At 36.7% G+C, this 18600-nt stretch carries 10 protein-coding genes and 1 pseudogene; 6 read left to right on the forward strand and 5 right to left on the reverse strand.

Annotated features, from left to right (window positions below):
• Window positions 1-188: 188 nt before the first annotated feature.
• The 3 genes and pseudogenes from ACFIJ9_RS00705 to ACFIJ9_RS00715 all read left to right on the forward strand — a co-directional run.
• Window positions 189-2153, forward strand: coding sequence for an autotransporter assembly complex family protein (locus ACFIJ9_RS00705; protein ID WP_375635386.1), 1965 nt, complete (start codon window positions 189-191; stop codon window positions 2151-2153).
• Complete coding sequence (locus ACFIJ9_RS00710; RefSeq protein ID WP_375635387.1) at window positions 2153-6811, forward strand: translocation/assembly module TamB domain-containing protein; 4659 nt, start codon at window positions 2153-2155, stop codon at window positions 6809-6811. The genes ACFIJ9_RS00705 and ACFIJ9_RS00710 overlap by 1 nt, the downstream gene beginning before the upstream one ends.
• Window positions 6812-7118: 307 nt before the next feature.
• Window positions 7119-7398: pseudogene (locus tag ACFIJ9_RS00715) on the forward strand (integrase arm-type DNA-binding domain-containing protein); the annotation flags it as partial.
• Window positions 7399-8921: 1523 nt separating this feature from the next.
• Here ACFIJ9_RS00715 and ACFIJ9_RS00720 read toward each other — a convergent pair.
• The 3 genes from ACFIJ9_RS00720 to infC all read right to left on the reverse strand — a co-directional run bounded on the left by ACFIJ9_RS00720 (window position 8922) and on the right by infC (window position 11829).
• On the reverse strand, window positions 8922-10694 hold the full coding sequence (locus ACFIJ9_RS00720; RefSeq protein ID WP_375635388.1) for an ABC transporter ATP-binding protein: 1773 nt from the start codon (window positions 10692-10694) through the stop codon (window positions 8922-8924).
• 64 nt (window positions 10695-10758) lie between these two features.
• Window positions 10759-10944, reverse strand: coding sequence for a hypothetical protein (locus tag ACFIJ9_RS00725; RefSeq protein ID WP_375635389.1), 186 nt, complete (start codon window positions 10942-10944; stop codon window positions 10759-10761).
• A gap of 366 nt (window positions 10945-11310) precedes the next feature.
• Complete coding sequence (gene infC, locus ACFIJ9_RS00730) at window positions 11311-11829, reverse strand: translation initiation factor IF-3 (protein ID WP_026500140.1); 519 nt, start codon at window positions 11827-11829, stop codon at window positions 11311-11313.
• Window positions 11830-12024: 195 nt separating this feature from the next.
• Here infC and ACFIJ9_RS00735 point away from each other — a divergent pair, with 195 nt between their 5' ends.
• From ACFIJ9_RS00735 to dapE, 3 genes are all read left to right on the forward strand, one after another.
• Entirely contained in the window at window positions 12025-12804 is a 780-nt protein-coding gene (locus ACFIJ9_RS00735) for an alpha/beta hydrolase (RefSeq protein WP_375635390.1), read from the forward strand.
• Between the two features lie 31 nt (window positions 12805-12835).
• Entirely contained in the window at window positions 12836-13582 is a 747-nt protein-coding gene (locus ACFIJ9_RS00740; protein ID WP_375635391.1) for a M48 family metallopeptidase, read from the forward strand.
• 224 nt (window positions 13583-13806) lie between these two features.
• The gene (gene dapE, locus ACFIJ9_RS00745; protein ID WP_375635392.1) at window positions 13807-14979 is read left to right on the forward strand and encodes a succinyl-diaminopimelate desuccinylase; all 1173 of its coding nucleotides are present in this window, start codon (window positions 13807-13809) and stop codon (window positions 14977-14979) included.
• 1627 nt (window positions 14980-16606) lie between these two features.
• Here the strand turns inward: dapE and hemW are convergent.
• Window positions 16607-17806: a radical SAM family heme chaperone HemW gene (gene hemW, locus ACFIJ9_RS00750; RefSeq protein WP_375635393.1), complete on the reverse strand. Its 1200-nt coding sequence runs from the start codon at window positions 17804-17806 to the stop codon at window positions 16607-16609.
• Window positions 17803-18450 (reverse strand): RdgB/HAM1 family non-canonical purine NTP pyrophosphatase, encoded by a 648-nt coding sequence (rdgB, locus tag ACFIJ9_RS00755; RefSeq protein ID WP_375635394.1) that lies wholly within the window; start codon window positions 18448-18450, stop codon window positions 17803-17805. The genes hemW and rdgB overlap by 4 nt, the downstream gene beginning before the upstream one ends.
• Between the last annotated feature and the right edge of the window lie 150 nt (window positions 18451-18600).

An 18600-nucleotide genomic window follows, 5' to 3' on the forward strand; every position in this document is an offset into this window, starting at 1 on the left:
GCTGTTCGTGTTATACAACAGTGCAAAATTTTATGAAAATATAAGGGGAGGGTGACGTTATGTATCGCAGAGTGTTATTTGATGTGATAAAACGTGTAAAATGTGCAAAGTAATTACATTTACCTTTCTTATTTTTATATTATTTAAAGTATAGTAGATGCAAAGTGTATTATAAGGTATCTGATTTTATGGTATACCAGGCAAGAATTTTGTTAAAATCAGGGACTGTGCGCTGTGTATTTATAGGCTTGTGTTTCGCTTTTGCTTTTCCACAGCCACTTGCTGCATTTGATTTTTTCGGCATACCTTTTTTTGGTCAAAAGAAAACAAATTCTCCTTCAAATTATGCCAAAAGTACAGAGAGATTTTATAAAGTTGATGTTGTTGCACCGCCAGGCGCGCCATTAGAAGGTATAAAAATAGTTAAATCTGTTTCTTCTCTTGTTGCTGATAAAGAGAAAGCATCCGCCAGTTCTTCTGGTTTGCTAGCCAAGGCGCGCTCAGATTATCGAGCAATTCTTTCTGCTCTTTATGCTGATGGGCGCTACGGTGGTGTTATTAGTATTAAAATTAATGGCTTAGAAGTCGCTGATTTAAGTCCGGTAACTCAACTTCCAGCACAATCCAATATTGCTATTACAATTAATGCCGGTCCACAATATGTTTTTAGTATTGCAGATATTGATAAAGTAGCTCCGTTTGAAAAACGTAAAGCGCATAAAATGCCCACAATTGAAGAATTGGGCTATAAAGTTGGGGCTATTGCTAAATCTGAAACCATTTTGAAAGCAGAAAAATGGGCGATAGAAGGATGGCGTCAACAAGGTTATGCTAAAGCTAAAATTATGAAAAGTGAGGTCGTGGCTGATCATGCTGCGTTGCGTGTTGAAGGACGGATTGTTGTTGATCTTGGACAAAAGGCTCATTATGGTCCTTTAAGTGTGCGTAATATAAGTAATAAACCACGTGTAGATTCAGCTTATATCGCATGGATGACCGGATTGAAGCAAGGTCAGAAGTACGATTCCGATGCGTTAGCGAAGGCAAATGAACGTCTTGCGCGCCTTGGTGTTTTTCGCGCTATCAATATACGTGAGGCTGATACCATTAATCCAGATGGCAGTTTACCGCTTTCACTTGTTGTACAAGAACGTAAACCGCGCCGTTTTGGTATAGGCGGTAGCTATTCAACATTAGATGGTGCTGGTTTTGAAGCTTATTGGATGCATAACAATCTTTTTGGTCATGCAGAGGTTCTTAAAATTGAAACAAAGATAGGCGGTGTTGGTAGCAATAAAAAGCAATCGTATAATTTTAAAAATTTTGATTATCTTTTCGGTGGCACGTTTATAAAGCCTGGTGTACTTACGCCAGATACAGATCTCAGGTCAGAATTAAAAATACAACAAGATGTTCTAGAAAATTATACGACAAAAGCCATCAAAGGAAGATTAGGGATTACGCATATTTTCAATGGTAATCTATCGGGACAGGCTGCTGTAGAAGTTTCAAATGGTTATTCACGTGATATTTATTTTGGGAGCCGTAATTTTACAACAATAGGTTTTCCTAGCGGTTTGATTTACGATAGTCGTAATAATAAGCTTAATGCAACAAAAGGTTTATATGGTGAAGTTTTCATTGAGCCTTTTTATGAGATGCGTTTTAGCAACTTTGTTGCAAAAGTAACAGCAGAAGGTCGTTCTTACTGGGCGTTGGATGAAGGGAATCGTTTTGTTTTTGCTACGCGGGCAAAGCTTGGTACAATTCTTGGGAATGATACAGCACAAATCCCCGCGAATACGCTTTTTTTTGCTGGTGGTGGGGGCTCTGTTCGTGGTTATGCTTACCGTAATATTGGTATCAAAACAGAAAATGATGCGGTTGTTGGTGGACGGGCAGTTGTTGAGGGATCGGCAGAATTGCGTGTTTCTTTAAATGACAAAATAGGGTTTGTCGGTTTTCTTGATGGAGGTTTAGTAGGGGAAAAGGCGAATTTTGATTTTTCTCAAAAAATTAAATGGGGAGCCGGTATAGGAGGTCGTTATATGACGGGTCTTGGTCCTTTACGCGTTGATTTAGCCTTTCCTTTAAAGAGAGAGAAGGGTGATCCTCGCATTGGTTTTTATGTGGGTATAGGGCAAGCATTTTAATGAAAAAAGGTGTACATTTATCAGCTTTCTTCTTTGTATTTTTGTTTTTTGGGGTGGGTGGTTTTGTTTTTGCGCAAAGAGGAGATACTCTTCCCTCTAGCGAAATGAAAACAGATGATCGCTCATGGTTTGTTTCTTTAATTGAACGAAAGCTTTCAGCGCCCAATCGTCAAGTTCGTTTACACAATATGCAAGGGACACTGTCTTCTCAAACATCAATTGATGCTATTACGGTCAGTGATAAAAAAGGGGTTTGGCTTAAAATTACCAATGCTAAAATGAATTGGAATCGTCTAGCGTTGCTAAGAGGGCGGATGGATATTAACCAGCTTTCGGCAGAACAGGTTACATTTTTACGCAAACCGCAAGGCAATTCTTCTTTTGTTTCTTCCCTTGAGACGGGTAAGTTCTCTTTACCAAAATTGCCGCTTGCTCTTTCTATCAATACGCTTACAGCTCAACATGTGATATTTGAACAGAATCTTTTTGGTTTTTCTGCTGATATGTCCCTAAAAGGCAATTTCACTTTAGCTAGTGGTAATTTTGATGTCGATATAGCGGCGCATCGTTTAGATGCACCGGGTTCTTTTTCTGTTCTCACCAAGATATCTGATAGTAATCGTACAGCTCAAATTGATATTTCTGCTAACGAACCACAAAATGGTATTTTGGCGAATATTTTTAACATTGAACAACGTCCAGCACTAAATCTCGTCGTGAAAGGTGATGGTACTTTTGATGATTTGGTTATCAAACTTTCTTTAGAGTCTGATCATCATTCTATTTTAGATGGTAATGTTATTCTTGCAAGTGTTCCAGAAGGACACAGTTTTTCTACAAAACTAAAGGGAACACTGAGCCCTTTAATACCTTCTCAATATCGTAACCTCTTCGAATCTGATATAACATTAAAAGCAAAGGCAAGAAGAACAAAAGAAGGTGTGACACACCTTGATCAGATGGTTATTCAGAGCAAAGCAATGAATGTTATAGCCAATGCTGAAATAACTGCCGATGGATTTTTGCGGCGGCTTTTTGTTGATGGCAAAATGGCTCTTGATAACGAACAGGAGTCTGTTCATTTACCTGTATCAGAAGTGCCAAAACCTGCCAATACTCTTGCTCTGAACATTGACTATGGTCGCGAAGGGCAACAATCTTGGAATGGGCGGTTGGTTGTAGGTAATTTAAGCAATAAAAATATTTATATTCGCGATGCAATTTTTGATATGGGAGGAGTAAGCGAAAATCTTGATAATTCAGCTTCTCGTCATGTTGGTGTTCAGGTTAAAGGGACGCTTCAAGGGGTTAAAAAGATTAAGGGAGCGTTAGTAGAAAATTTAAGCCAAGCGGTTCATGTGCATTTAGATACGGATATTGTTTCGAATAAACCAATTTTGATTCATGATTTGAGTGTTACGGCTCAGGGTTTTTCTTCTTGGTTAAAAGGGACAATGGAGGGTTTTGTTTTTAAAGGCGACCTCGGTTTAAAAGCTCAGACATTAACTCCTTTGGAAGCGTTCAGTAAACAATCACTTTCTGGTAGTGCAGATATTAAAGCCAAAGGAACAATCAATTTATTGAGTGGCATTTTTGATCTCCAATTATCAGGAATGGCTGACGATATGAAAATAGGCGTGCAGTCTTTTGATCGTTTATTCAAAGGAAACATCACTCTTTCAGGTGGTGCTACTCGAAATACGAAGGGTTTCATTTTTCGTCATTTTAATTTGAAAAATCAATATACAAACATAAAGGCTAATGGTTATTTTTCAGATGAAAGCGCTAAAATGGATCTATCTGCTGAAATATCTGATTTGTCCAAATTAGATCCAAAGATAAGCGGTGCGCTTACAATTGAAAGTACGGCGAGAGGGCGCAATAGCCATATAAAACTAAATACACGTGCCCATATTGCTGAAGCATTAATCGTAGGGAAGAAACTTCAAAATACAACATTTAACATAGATGCACTTGTAGATAATACAGCACCAGTTACTGCTTTAACGGGGGTGATAAAAGGTGAAGGGATTTTTGCTAAGAAACCTTTGCATTTATCGGCCTCTTTTAAAGATTCTCATAAAATTCGAAAACTTGAAAATATCGATATTAGAGGGGGAAGTGCAAAAATAACGGGTGCTCTTTCTCAACAACTTGGCGGTTTTTTGAAAGGAGCGCTGCATATTGATGCCGATGATATTTCCGTACTGTCAACGTTATTTTTGCAGGATGGTAGTGGAGAAGTAAAAGGAGATTTTATTTTTGATGAACAAAATGGCAGACAAAAAACCAATGTGAAGGCGCATATTAACCATTTGAATTTTTCCAAGAATAAAATAAAAAAATTGGCAATAGATGCTGATATATTCGATCCTTTTGGCATGACACAGTTTGAAGGAGTTATCAATGCAGAACATATTCAAACACCTTTGATAATGGTCAATCGTTTAAATGCTCACGCTGATAGAAATAATGGACAAACGGTTTTTACTGTCCAAGCGATGTTGCATGATACTCTCAATGCACAGCTTTCTGGTCGTTTAATGGTTGAGGAACTTCCAGAAAGTATAAAACGAGAAGTGCAAATTGAAACTGTGGATCTAAAACAACACACTTTTCATGCAAAATTGCTGAAACCATCCATAATTGCTTTTGATAAAGATGGAATGGCAATCAATGAATTAGGAATTGCAATAAATGGAGGCAACATCATCTTAGCAGGGAATATTCAAGATACCCTGAATTTGCAACTTACAATGAATGCGCTTCCTGCTACTTTAGTTAATCTGTGGAAAGCCGATCTTGGAGCAGCAGGGAGTGTAACAGGGCAGGTTATGATTCGTGGTCATTTAACAAAACCTGATATAACTTACGATATAAAAGGTGAGGGACTGACAACCGTTGCTTTTCAAGATAAAAAAATTATGCCTTTTTCTTTTTCTGCTACGGGGAAAACCTTAGATCAAAATCTTACTTTGAATGCAAATTTAACAGGAGAAGGAGTACAAGCACAAGCTCAGGGGCATGTATCTCTAGAGAAAAATAAGCTTGATCTTCATATTAATTTGCAAAATTTATCTGCACATTTGGCAAATGGTTTTATTGCAGGACAAGCGCTTGATGGGACAATGATAGGCAAAGTTGATATTGATGGAACAATGAAGGATCCATCTGCTCATTTTGAGCTTTCTAGTCAAAATTTAACCGCTATGACGCATAAAGGACCGATGTCAATCAATATAAATGCTCGTGGTTCTTATAAAAAATCGACTTTTCATATTGAAAATATGATAGCTACAGGAGATAAAGGATTAGATCTTTCCATCCATGGGCCTGTATCTCTTAATGGTTCAGAGGCAAAATTAAACGTTAAAGGGATAATGCCTCTTGATTTTGTTAATCTCTTATTAGCTAAGCGTGGTGCACATATAACGGGTACAGCAAGAATTGATACAACTCTTAATGGGGCGTTATCAAAGCCACAATTGATAGGAAATATTTCTATAGGCGACGGTAGCTTTTTTGATTCACAAACAAATGTAGGGTTGAATAATATAACGCTTGAAGGCAAATTGAACGGTGATCATATCCTTATAGAGAAAGCTTCAGCTTCTTCGTTTGAGGGGGGGAGAATTTCTGCTTCAGGTCGTATCTCTAATGATCTAGAGACAGATTTGATATTTCATCTTGATAATGCCAATTATAATGATGGTTCTATGATTCTGGCAACATTATCAGGTGAGATGACAATGACAGGTCATTTTTTAAATGATCTTGTTCTTGGTGGTGATATCATCGTTGAAAAAGCTGAAGTTTTTGTTCCTGATCATTTTAAAAGTGCTAAGTTTCTTGATATCAGAAATAAGAATTTAACTAAATCGATTCAAACAACACTTGAACGTGCTGATGTTAAGAACACGAACAAAAGCAAAAGCCGGATTGTTACACAAGAATCTTCATCTGTTGTGCTATCAAATATGCGTATTACAGCACGCAATCAATTTTTTGTACGCGGAAAAGGGTTAGATGCTGAACTGGGAGGACTCATTAATCTAGCAGGTCCATTGAATGATGTGCATCCAGTTGGTGAATTTAGAATGATTCGTGGACGTTTTGATATTCTTTCGCAACGTCTTAATTTTGATCAAGGACAAGCGAGTTTTAGCGGTAATCTTAATCCTACGGTTTATTTTGTAACCAACAATAACAGTGGTGATATTCAAGTCACTGTAACTGTAAGTGGGACGATTGATAATCTTGATATTAATTTTTCTTCACAACCGAACTTGCCTCAGGATGAGATTTTGGCGCGTTTGATTTTTAATCGCTCTCTTAATGAATTATCACCATTTCAGATTGCTCAACTTGCAGCAGCAGCGGCTGATCTTGCAGGTGCTGCTAATACATCTTTGTTGAATACTTTACGAACTAAAATTGGGCTTGATGATCTTGATGTTATCGTTAATGAGAAAGGTAATACAGGCTTACGTATTGGACGCTACATACACAATAATATTTATTTGGGCTTTGAAGCAGGGTCCGATGGAACGACGAAAGGGACAATTAATTTAGATATTTCGCGTCATCTCAAAGCTAAAGGTGCCATAGGAAATGAACAAAATTCTAGTATTGGTCTCTTTTATGAAAGAGATTATTAAAGATTGAATCTAAAAAACAAATTCTTCGTTTTTTGTCTCTCATTTCTAAATCTGAGGAAGAAAACATAGGCTAAAAGTCCTATAAAAAAAGAAGCTTTTTGTTGAGGCGTGAAGAAACATATCTAAAATACTCAATTTTTGTTTATACTATCCTCTAAAGGGATAAAATCTTCACGAAAGACAGTATGTTATTTGCTGTTATATATTTATTTTATAGAAATACTTTACCTTGTTCTCAAAACCATTCGCCTTGTATGTTACAAGCGGAGAATCCTGTGTGGATAAAACTATTGAGAAATGATTAAAAATGCCTCTTATGAATTATCTTGAGAGCTAAGAGCTGTCGCAACATTAGGGGCTAGCACTATAGTGTAAATGGTGCCGGCTTGTTACTCCATAAGCGTAAAGATGAGGGGCTTAATGGATTTATCGTTATACAATTCACGAACGTTATCGCGAAATGGACTTGGGGAGGACTTTGAGAGAGGTCTCTTTAAAACAAGCACCTGAATTTGCAATACAATGGCATTCTGTTCTTACGTGAAGGGCGTGATTCCATTAAAGAACGCGATAAACAAAAGCATGAGATAAGCGTAGAATTTATAAAATATCGATTTTATTTTCAAACGCATTTAAAGCAATATTTTTTAATAATAAAAATTATCTATTATTTTAGATTTTTGTTTATTGTGTTTTTGAATTAGATCACTTTTCTTATAACGAACAGCTCCCCAAACAGAACACTCCAAAATATAACACTATTGTGTTGCAAATTCATGTGCTTGTTTTAAAGAAACATTTCTCAGTGTGCGCTTGAGCCTATTTCATAAGATTGCTTGTGAAATGATATAAAGTACCCCTTATGAATGGTATAAAATCCATACTACCATTGTCAATAAAGGTATAAGTATTTATTAAAGATATAAGCCGGCATTATCATTCTATTTTCCAGCTTCTCATGTTGCCGACAATCTTTTCACTTGAAAATGTAGAGGTATTTTTATTGCTTATCTTAAGAGTTTTTATGCATACACCAATATCTCTTATGACGTACAACAAGTGCTTTTGATTAATTCATCATAAATATAAAGAAAATTTGCAATAAGTAAATTACATCTTATCTTTTATTTAAGATGTAAAGTAATAAATTATGATTATAAATCAAAGTATTAAAATGCAGGTCAAAAGATATTTTTTGTAAAAATGTTTATCAGAGTTATATGTCATATTTTTCTATTTAGGCGGTTAAAAGAAAGAGGAATGTCATTTTACTTTTCATCTGTTTTTTTGCATGTTGAAATCATAGCCTTATATAAGCACTAACGTTGTGCATTTATAAACTCTTCAAGAAGTTAAGGTATTGGAGGAATATCACTTTAGTTTCGGATGTAGAAAAAACAGCAAAGCTTGCTTTAAAGCAAGCTACAACAGTAAAAAAGTTTTATAATAAATCTTCTCTTATTTTTTCAATGTTTTTCTTTTATGCTGAGTGTATCTATAATTTGCAGTATAATTATAATTGTCAGCCTATCCTGTTGTACCATAAAAGACCGACATTTGAGGTGCGGTAATGTAAGGCATGTAAGTCTTTTTGACAAAGTATTTTGAAAGCACGTGGTGAATATTTAGGGTAAGCCTTGTATAAGTGAATCACATAAGTTGTTATCAAGTGGAACGAACTCAATAAAAATCTGGATTGTTTACAGATCCGATTGGGTAGAATCTTTGTTCTTTAGGATGTGTGGAGAAAAAAATTGTCAGTGCAGGGATAAACACGGATAAAGATTGTATTAATCCAGATTCATCATCATAATCCGCGGCAATTTTTTCAAACCTTGATGCTCTATCTTTTAGGATTCGCAACATTTATGAATGTTTCAACACTTATTTGAGGAAGGGAAGGGGTTTTTGAAGTTTCATTGTTAAAGTCAATTGCATTCAACAAAATGACGAGTAAAGTTTTCATCTAAATCCAAGAAGTTTATTTTCAATAAACCATAAATTCTTTGCCAATTCTTGATTGAAGTAATACTTTTGCTTGGTAACAAGACTTTTTTATAAATGGAGCATTACCTTCTATCCATTTTTATTTCAAATCTTATTTAAGAATCTAGAAATTAGGAGGTATGTTTTTGAACTGGATATTATGAAGTTTTTTATAAAACCCATGTTCTTTTGCTAGCAATTCTTTCTGAGTACCTTGTTCAATCAGTTGTCCATTTTGTATGACCACAATTTTATGAGCACGAGCAATCGTTGAAAGGCGATGAGCAATAATGATCGTTGTGCGTCCTTTGGTAAGGTGTTGAATGGCTTCATTAATTTGTGCTTCGGTGTGTGAATCAAGCGCACTCGTTGCTTCATCAAGAATCAGAATTTCGCTATCGTGAATCATTGCTCTAGCGATAGCGAGTCGTTGTTTTTGCCCCCCTGAAAGGTTACAGCCATTATCACCTATCTGTGTATCATAACCATTTGGCAAACTCATAATAAAGTCATGAGCATTTGCTGCTTTTGCTGCTTCGATAATTTCGTCATCACTAGCCCCTTCTTTTCCAAGCCCGATATTATATTTAACAGTTCCTTGAAAGAGAAAAGTATCCTGTCCTACATAGGCCATCAGGTTTCTCAGAGAGCGAAATGTTGTGTAGCGAATATCTTGATCATTAATCAATATGCGTCCTTTTGTGGGGTCATAGAGGCGCATAATAAGGTTGATAAGGGTTGACTTTCCCGAACCGGATGGTCCCACTAATGCTGTCATTTTTCCGGCTTCTATTTCTAGGTTGATATCTTTCAATATCATTTTGTTATTAGTGTATGCAAAAGAAACATGTTCGAAACGAATAGTTCCTTGCGTTTTACTCAGATCTTTAGCTTCTTTATGTTCTATAACTGTAAGGGGACAATCGAGTATTTCAAACATCGTACGGATATTGACCAAGCCAGATTCAATTTTGACACGTACATTTGCTAGCCTTTTTGCGGGTTCATACGCTAAAAGTAAAGCAACAATAAAGGACATAAATTCACCTTGAACACCTGCGCGTTCGGTTGCAAGATAACCGGAAAAACAAATAATACCTGCAATGGCAATACCCGTGAGTGTTTCCATAATCGGACTGGTAATAGCTTCGAGTGTTGCAATATTGTTTGTTTGTTTTTCAACATCACAAATGGCTTTGTCCATTCGTTTTTTCATGACTTCTTCTAGTGAAAAGGCCTTTATGATTCGAATACCAACAGCCGTTTCCTGTACGATTTTGATAATTTCACCAAGTGAAAGGAGCTCTTTTTCCATCAGGCGGCGAACGCGTTTTAAAGCCATTCGAACGCCTAAAAAAGCTAGTGGTCCTACGATTAAAGTAATGGAGATTAACACAAAGTTTTGAATGAACATGACAAGCAACAGACCACTAACGGAAAGCAAATCACGTACAAAAGTTGTGATAATAGTATCAATTATATTACGTACAGCTGTCGCATTATGAGTTACACGAACAAGAAGATCAGATGAAGTGTTATTATGATAAAAAGAGACTCCTTGTTCCATAAGTCGTGCAAAAATTTTACGCTGTTGTTCAGCAATGATACTATTGCCTGCTTTGTTTAGAAAGTAAGTTTGGGAAAAAGTTGCAACTCCTTTGAGAATAAAGATAAAAGCAATGAAGCTAGAAATCAAAACAATTATAGGAAAATTTTGTGCATCAATAATCTGATTAACAACATCACGCATAATCCATGCACTGGTTGCTGTGGTACAAGAAATGATGATCATTGAGAAAATAGCCGCACTGTACCAACGCATATGTTTACGAAAATTTTCTCGCAAAAGGCGGATAATAAGATGTTTATCAAAAGAGGAAATTTGTTTTTTAGCCATGAATTGCTTCCATATTCTCTCATTATTTTATGCAAGATTGAAACATTCTTAATTAAAAAGCCCCTTAATCTTTTTTACAAAAATAGCCTTTTCTTTCAAGGTTCATCACATCAATTTCACGACGGCGAGAGTGAAAAATGTAGTGCAAAGTTTCTGTAAAAGGTATAGTGAAAATTCGTTGTTCATCATTATTTTTAATTTTCAATAAAAGGTAACGGCGAGTTTCACCATTGTATTTACCAATTTCCATATTGTGATAGCCTTTGGCACTTGAAATAGCTCACAAAAAACATTTCTGCTTTTTTAATAATTTTTATGTATCATCTCCGTTTGTGATGTGTAAGCAAACAATTTTGCCGCATTGCATGATAAGAGAGCTTGAAATAAGAAGACCTTACGATGTTTGAGCTTTCTCATTTAATATGCAAAATAACGAATTTAATATGCAAAATAACGAATTCTTCTTATAAATCGATAAAGCATTATTAAACTCTTAAAAGGATTTATACACATTTATAAAACCTTAAAAGCACCACAAAAACTCTATGTGGTGCTTCTAAATAATGCCATACGCCTATTTTGATGAGTTGCATGCAAATATTATTCTAATGCAAAACTATTTAGGTGCTATCACCATCATCATTTGCCGGCCTTCAAGCTTTGGCTCCAATTCAATTTTGGCAATTTCACTTGTATCTTCTTTCACACGCTGAAGAAGCTTTAATCCAAGATCTTGGTGAGCCATCTCACGACCACGAAAACGCAAAGTAATCTTTACTTTATCACCATGATCAATAAAGCGATGAACAGCCTTGAGTTTGACTCCATAATCATGGACATCAACATTTGGGCGCATCTTAATCTCTTTGATTTCGATGACTTTTTGCTTCTTACGTGTTTCAGCAGCTTTTTTTTGGGTTTGATATTTTAATTTGCCCAAATCGATGATTTTACATACGGGTGGCTCCGCATTTGGTACAATCTCAACCAAATCAAGCCCCGCATCTGCAGCCATAGCAAGAGCTTCTTGTATCGCAACAACCCCCTGATGTTGTCCCTCATCATTAATAAGCTGAACATGAGGTACTCGGATATCCTGATTTGAACGTGGTCCGTCTTTTTGGGTAGGTGTCATTTTAAACGGTTTACGAATGGTTTATGCTCCTTAATTTTGATTCAACTACAGTTAATTTAATATACAATTATGCACCTAAAAACAACTATAATTCGTGTCTTTTTCATTATTTGATTTATTACTTTTGGGAATGATTTAGATTATAAAAGTTTTTCTCTTAATTTAAAGGAATTGTTTTATGGAGGATAAAGAATCATGGATCAAAATATTCCTTGTCAGTTTTTTTCGTTTGAGAACACCGCACTTGCAGTACGTTATCGCAAAGGCAGCCATTCTCTAGGTTTAGTTTGGCTTCATGGCTATCTGTCCGATATGTCAGGGGATAAGGCGATGTTGGTTGATAGTTTTGCTCAGAAGAATGATTTGTCCTGCTTACGTTTTGATTACTCTGGACATGGAGAATCTGAAGGTGATTTTTTTCAAGGAACGATTTCACGCTGGGTTAAAGAAAGTTTAGCGGTTTTTGAAAATTATTGTGAGGGGCCACAAATTTTGATTGGCACCTCTATGGGCGGGTGGATTGCGCTAAAGCTTGCTATGATGCTAGCACAGAAAAATAAGAAGCTTGCTGGCATGATATTGATTGCTCCAGCACCTGATTTTACACAAACATTGGTGGAACCAAAATTAGGCCCAGAAGAATGGAAGATTTTGGAGGAAAAAGGCTATATTGAACGACCTGCAGTTGATGATACAGAGCCAATGCCCTTTACAAAAACATTGATTGAAGATGGACGCGAAAATTGTGTTATGAAAGGATGCATTGATGTTGGGTGTCCAGTCCATATTTTACAAGGGATGGAAGATGAAGATATTCCCTATCAGCATACATTGACTTTACTTGATCATTTACCTCTCCATGATGTAACATTGACACTTGTTCGTGATGCAGGTCATCGCTTTTCTCGTCCGCAAGATTTAGATTGCCTCGAAACGGTATTGAGATCTTTTATTAATCAGATTAATGCAAAATAAGGGGTACATTTATTGATGAAGATAAAAATATATGAGCATTTCTAAACAGCATTTTATTTTTTCTGATCGCTCTGTACCTGTACGGGTGCGGGAAAATAAGTGCGCGCGCCGTCTTACCTTACGTATTGATGCGAGCGGACGGAGGATTTGTGTAACAACACCACCAGCGATAAGTCTCTGTACGATTCAAAGTTTTATTGAAAAGCATCGGTCTTGGATTGAGGCACGTCTTGCTCGTGTACAAATCTCTCATGAAAATGCTTATCTCAAAGAGGGGGCAACGATTCCTTTATTGGGTGTTTGCCATTCCATAAAGCATAGAGAAGGACGTGGGGTGACGGAAATTATTGCAGGAGATGCAGAACAAGACCCTCAAATTATCGTTTATGGTCAATTAGAATATTTGCCAAGGCGTGTTGCTGACGTTTTGAAAAAACAAGCAGCACGTATTATAACACCTTTGGTGGCACATTATGCCCATAAAGTAGAGCGTAAAGTCAAATCAATTTGTTATAAAGATACGAGAAGTCGTTGGGGGTCTTGTTCAATAGATAAGCGTCTTTCTTTTTCTTGGCGCCTTGTTATGGCACCAAAAGAAGTTGTGGAATATGTTGTTGCTCATGAGGTTGCTCATCTTGTTGAAATGAATCACGGTCCAAGATTTTGGGCTCTTTGTGAAGAACTATGTCCTGATAGTAAAACGTATCGTGCTTGGTTGAAGGAAAATGCTCATAGATTGCACGCAATTAATTTTGATTCATATAATTTAAAGGCGTAAAAAGCTTTCCAATGAAGGCAATATTTAACGGAACTTTTTGTCGAGTGTTTTGTTGTGTGTGTACTTGCTCATGCATAATGAGGAAGCCATTGAAGCTCTCAGCACGATTGTTCTCCCCTGCTTGGTTTGCTGAGTGTCTTCAATGTTTTTGCTTTATCTTTTTTGTAATTCAGCGTAATAACCTTAAGTTCCGATAACTTATAAAAAAATGGGAAGGGGAGCTTATGCCTGTTCTTACAGATCCACTTCAGCTATTACAAAGACTTATCCGTTGTCCTTCTGTTACACCTCATGAAGCAGGGGCTTTATCAACTTTGGAACAATTTTTGAAAAAAATGGGATTTCATGTTGAGCGCCCTATTTTTACGGATAAAAATACAGATAATGTTGAAAATCTTTATGCAAAAATGGGAAATGAAGGACCCCATCTTATGTTTGCAGGTCATACAGATGTCGTACCACCAGGCGCATTGGATGAATGGACCTATTCACCTTTTGAAGCTGTCATAGATCAGGGAAAATTATATGGGCGGGGTGCTGTTGATATGAAGGGCGGAATCGCTTGTTTTATTGCGGCGTTGGCTCGAGTTCTAGAAAAACAGTCTATTAAAGGAACAATAAGCCTTTTGATCACTGGTGACGAAGAAGGTCCTGCACTTAATGGTACGGTAAAACTTCTGAAATGGGCAGAGCAAAAAGGGGAAAAATGGACTGCAGCTCTTGTCGGAGAACCAACAAGCGTAAAAACTGTTGGGGATGTCATCAAAATTGGTCGCCGCGGATCGATTTCTGGTATCATTACCGTGAGAGGTCGCCAAGGTCATGTTGCTTTTCCTGAGCGGGCAGCCAATCCATTGCCTTTAGTAAATAAGCTTATTCAAGCATTGACACTAAAAGCCTTAGATCAAGGTACAGAAAATTTTCAACCCAGTAATTTAGAGCTAACAACCATCGATACGGGGAATCCCGCGGTGAACGTTATTCCAGCGCAAACAACAATCCGTTTTAATATACGCTACAATGATCTTTGGACAAAAGAAACGCTTATGACAGAAATTGAAAAACGCCTTGCTTTGGTGCAGCCAAAAAATAAGAATGATCAATTACCCTACTATCAGCTTGAATGGATTCCAAGTTTGGGAGATGTTTTTTTGACCAAAAATGATAAACTCGTTAAAACTTTATCCAATGCTATTGAAGGTGTGACAGGGAATATACCAGAATGTTCAACTTCGGGGGGGACTTCGGATGCGCGGTTTATTAAAGATTATTGCCCAGTGGTTGAATTTGGCTTACCAGGGCAAACGATGCATATGGTAGATGAGTGTGTAGCCCTTGATGCAGTGGAAACGCTTACTACTATTTATGAGCGTTTTATTGTTGATTTTTTTGCATGAAGAAATGATTGCTGGTTCAAAAATACCTTTATCTTGTTGTGCCATAAGATATTGCCATTTGAGGTGTGGTAATATGAGACACGTAAGACTTAATATATTAAGTGGGTTTAGAATAAGTGATGAATATTCTTAAGTTGTGATTCTTGCCTGTAGAGTCTTTAGTTAAGTGAATTACATAATTGGAAAGCCAAGTGGGACCTGCTTTAAGAAGCAGAACTGTTTACAGTCCATATTGGATTAAAAATATTCGTTCTTTAAAGTGTAGAAAGGAAGTCAATACGCAATCATATATGGAAAACAGTGAATATTTATATCATAATTGTGTGATGACAGGTTGAAGCCATAAAGACACACAAAAACATGTTGCTATTGTAAAAAATTCGTACAGCATAAATGCGCTCATTCACAGCTCATGCCTTAATATGGTTTCTGCACTCTCATAAAAGGCACTTCTTGTTTCAATTAGCCTCTCTTAGAGTAAAGCCCATAGAGATGCGCTTTAAGTTTGTTTTATTTCATATATTTTCCCCTTCTTTTTTGTCCCCAAAAATTTCCATTGCAAAATCATTACGAGATAGAAGGTGAGCTTATTTAATCAGCTTTAATATTGGTTATGATAAAGATACACAGAAATTCTTTTGTAGCAGCACGTTGACCTCTTTAGACAAGGATTTTCCTAGTGTTATTCTCAATTTTTTAATAAAATAACCTTAAAGGACGCGTACAGACACTCATAAGCATGTACGCAAGTAAGATCATATGGGATTACTATCATTTCGCTCGCTAACAAAGCAATCTCGATTCATATCTGGTATATTTGCCATTTAAGTGCATTGTTTGTTTAATAAAGTTCATGATTTTCCTGTGACCTATAAATCAATACCAATCATACAGCCGCGTATCTCAAATAAATATTGGTTCAGTATTTTTTGCGACAACAGCTTTTATATGCCAGAATAGGATAAAAGTATTGTGTATATCTATTCTTTGTAATCTCTGAAACAGACATACAACCACAACCTCATTGAGGGAAAACATAAAGGTATAAAGGTGAAAATCAACGTGCTTTTTTACTCTCCTTTTTTATTCGGTTTTACGATTTTCAAAAGTATCTAGAGTAATATCTTTTTAAATAATCAGAGCTTAATGCATGGTTTCATGCTTATTTCTCTGGTCCTTTAAATGGTGCCACGATTTCATAAAAAACAATACATTATCGTATTATGCATTCACATACTTGTTTTAAAGAAATTTTCTCAATATTTGTCACATTCGTGCAACTACGGTGCTTATGAATAGTGTAATATAAAATTTTCCGTGAAATGTATAAAGTCTACAGTGCCTCACCATCTTTACGTTTATGAAAAAGAAAGTTAGACCACCATACACTTTCTAGCTCAAAATATTGCGATAGCTTTTAGTACTTAAGGGTGTTCATAAGAGTCCTTTTTACTTCTTTTTTATAGCTTTTATCCATACGCTTCTCTACTTTTAAGGTGTAAGCAAATGGTGGTAACTAATTTACTATAAATAGTTTTGAAATGAGAGAATCTCACGATATTCTAATCTCGCCTTTGCTAGGAAAAATGATAATTATGATTAAAATAAGTATGTTGTTATAAAAACTTTAGTTTGCGAGTTGGCTGATGATGTGATCAAGAACAATACGTCCTTTGGTTGTCGCTTTTAAGCGTTGGTTATCCACCATTTCTATCAATTCTTGGTGTTGTAAATCGATCAGTTTTTCCATTGGGATGCGTTTAGGGCTTAAGGTTTCATAGCGTATAAGTTCTAAGCCTTCGCAAAGGCGTAATCCCATAAGGAGCATTTCATTTGCCTGTTGTTCAGTGGTTAAATGTTCCGTTTCAATACAGCCATGTCCTGTTGTTTCTACCAAATTAAGCCACTGTTCGGGATGCTTTTCATTTATTGTGACATAACGTTCGCGGTTTTCAAGATGTGATGACAATGTTTTTGAACAGGCAGAGGAATGATTCGGTGCGTGCTCAATGAAACGTCCATGTGCTCCTGGACCAAAGCCTGCATATTGGTGATAGCGCCAATAAAGAAGATTGTGTGCTGATTCAGCACCGAGCATTGCATGGTTTGAGATTTCATAGGCAGGAAGTCCATGCAGTGCCGTTATTTCTTGGGTAAGATGATACAGATCTGCTGCTAACTCTGATGGGGGAAGGATAAGTCTTCCTGCATCATGAAGCCGTTTAAAGGCAGTTCCTTCTTCGATCGTCAATTGATAAAGAGAAAGATGGTCCGCTGCCAAATCAATTGCTTGTACAAGTTCAGATTTCCATTGTTCAAGGGTTTGTTCGGGGCGGGCATAAATGAGATCAAAGGATAAACGTGGAAAAATTTGCCGTGCTAAAGCAATGGCACAAAGAGCTTGTTCCACATTATGGAGTCGGCCAAGTTTGCGCAATGCTTTATCATTGAGCGCTTGTATCCCTAGAGATAAGCGATTAACACCTGCTGCACGGTATCCACGAAAGCGTTCTACCTCCACACTGGATGGATTAGCTTCTAATGTAATTTCAACTTTATCATCGACTACCCATTTTTTTGCAAGTGCTTGCAATAGGGCATCGACAGTTCGCGGCTCCATAAGAGAAGGAGTTCCCCCACCAATAAAAATACTTGTAATATGGCGTGGGCCTATTTTGTGGTATTGCGTTTCTATTTCGCGCTTAAAGGCGGTGACAAAACGTGGTTGATCAACACCATGGATGCGAACATGCGAATTAAAGTCACAATAAGGACATTTAGCTGCACAAAAGGGCCAATGAATGTAAATGCCAAAAGGTTCATTCATGAGAATGCTAAAAGGTTTTCTGCCAAAAGTTTGAAAGCACGTGCGCGATGTGAAAGAGGGGGAATATCATTACATTTCCAGTTGTGTTTTTGCTCTGTTGACATTTCTCCAAAGGTATTTTCATATCCATCTGGTAAAAAAATAGGATCAAAACCAAAGCCTTTGTCGCCCCGTGGAGGCCAAAAGAATGTTCCTTCAACGCATCCGCGGAAGTAATCTGCATGAGCATCAGGCCATGCAATGCAAATGACGGATATAAAACGGCATTTTCGTTGGCTTTTTTCTCGCGCTCCGACTTTTTGGAGTTCATTTTCTATTTTTTTCATAGCTTTTGGAAAATTACGTGTGCCATCGGCTTGAATTGCCCAATCAGCGGTATAAACGCCTGGCGCACCCTCCAATGCATCTACCTCTAAGCCTGAATCATCAGAAAGGGCAGGAAGTCCTGTCTTTTTTGCTGCTGAAAAAGCCTTAATATAAGCATTTTCTTCAAATGTTTTTCCCGTTTCTTTTGGTTCTGGCAAGCCCAGTTCTTTTGCCGATTGTATTATTAAATCGAAAGGCGTAATTAAAGTAGTGATTTCATGCAGTTTGCCGGTGTTATGTGTAGAAATGACAAGTTTTTTATCTGCTATGCTTCTCATATAGATTTCTCCAAAAATGAAAGGGGAACTATTTTTGTGCTAAAAACCAGCTTAAATACTCATATACACACATTCTGCTTGATTTTACATGATATGATTATTTTACACGTTTTATGATATTTTATTCCAACAAAATTTTTTATCTTGTAC

This window comes from Bartonella sp. MR90HLJMH (genome assembly GCF_042194115.1).
GTDB lineage: Bacteria > Pseudomonadota > Alphaproteobacteria > Rhizobiales > Rhizobiaceae > Bartonella > Bartonella grahamii.

Coding starts and splice junctions, on each gene's coding strand:
- ACFIJ9_RS00705 (WP_375635386.1), top strand. CDS start 189: ATGGTATACCAGGCAAGAATTTTGTTAAAATCAGGGACTGTGCGCTGT.
- ACFIJ9_RS00710 (WP_375635387.1), top strand. CDS start 2,153: ATGAAAAAAGGTGTACATTTATCAGCTTTCTTCTTTGTATTTTTGTTT.
- ACFIJ9_RS00720 (WP_375635388.1), bottom strand. CDS start 10,694: ATGGCTAAAAAACAAATTTCCTCTTTTGATAAACATCTTATTATCCGC.
- ACFIJ9_RS00725 (WP_375635389.1), bottom strand. CDS start 10,944: ATGGAAATTGGTAAATACAATGGTGAAACTCGCCGTTACCTTTTATTG.
- infC (WP_026500140.1), bottom strand. CDS start 11,829: ATGACACCTACCCAAAAAGACGGACCACGTTCAAATCAGGATATCCGA.
- ACFIJ9_RS00735 (WP_375635390.1), top strand. CDS start 12,025: ATGGATCAAAATATTCCTTGTCAGTTTTTTTCGTTTGAGAACACCGCA.
- ACFIJ9_RS00740 (WP_375635391.1), top strand. CDS start 12,836: ATGAGCATTTCTAAACAGCATTTTATTTTTTCTGATCGCTCTGTACCT.
- dapE (WP_375635392.1), top strand. CDS start 13,807: ATGCCTGTTCTTACAGATCCACTTCAGCTATTACAAAGACTTATCCGT.
- hemW (WP_375635393.1), bottom strand. CDS start 17,806: ATGAATGAACCTTTTGGCATTTACATTCATTGGCCCTTTTGTGCAGCT.
- rdgB (WP_375635394.1), bottom strand. CDS start 18,450: ATGAGAAGCATAGCAGATAAAAAACTTGTCATTTCTACACATAACACC.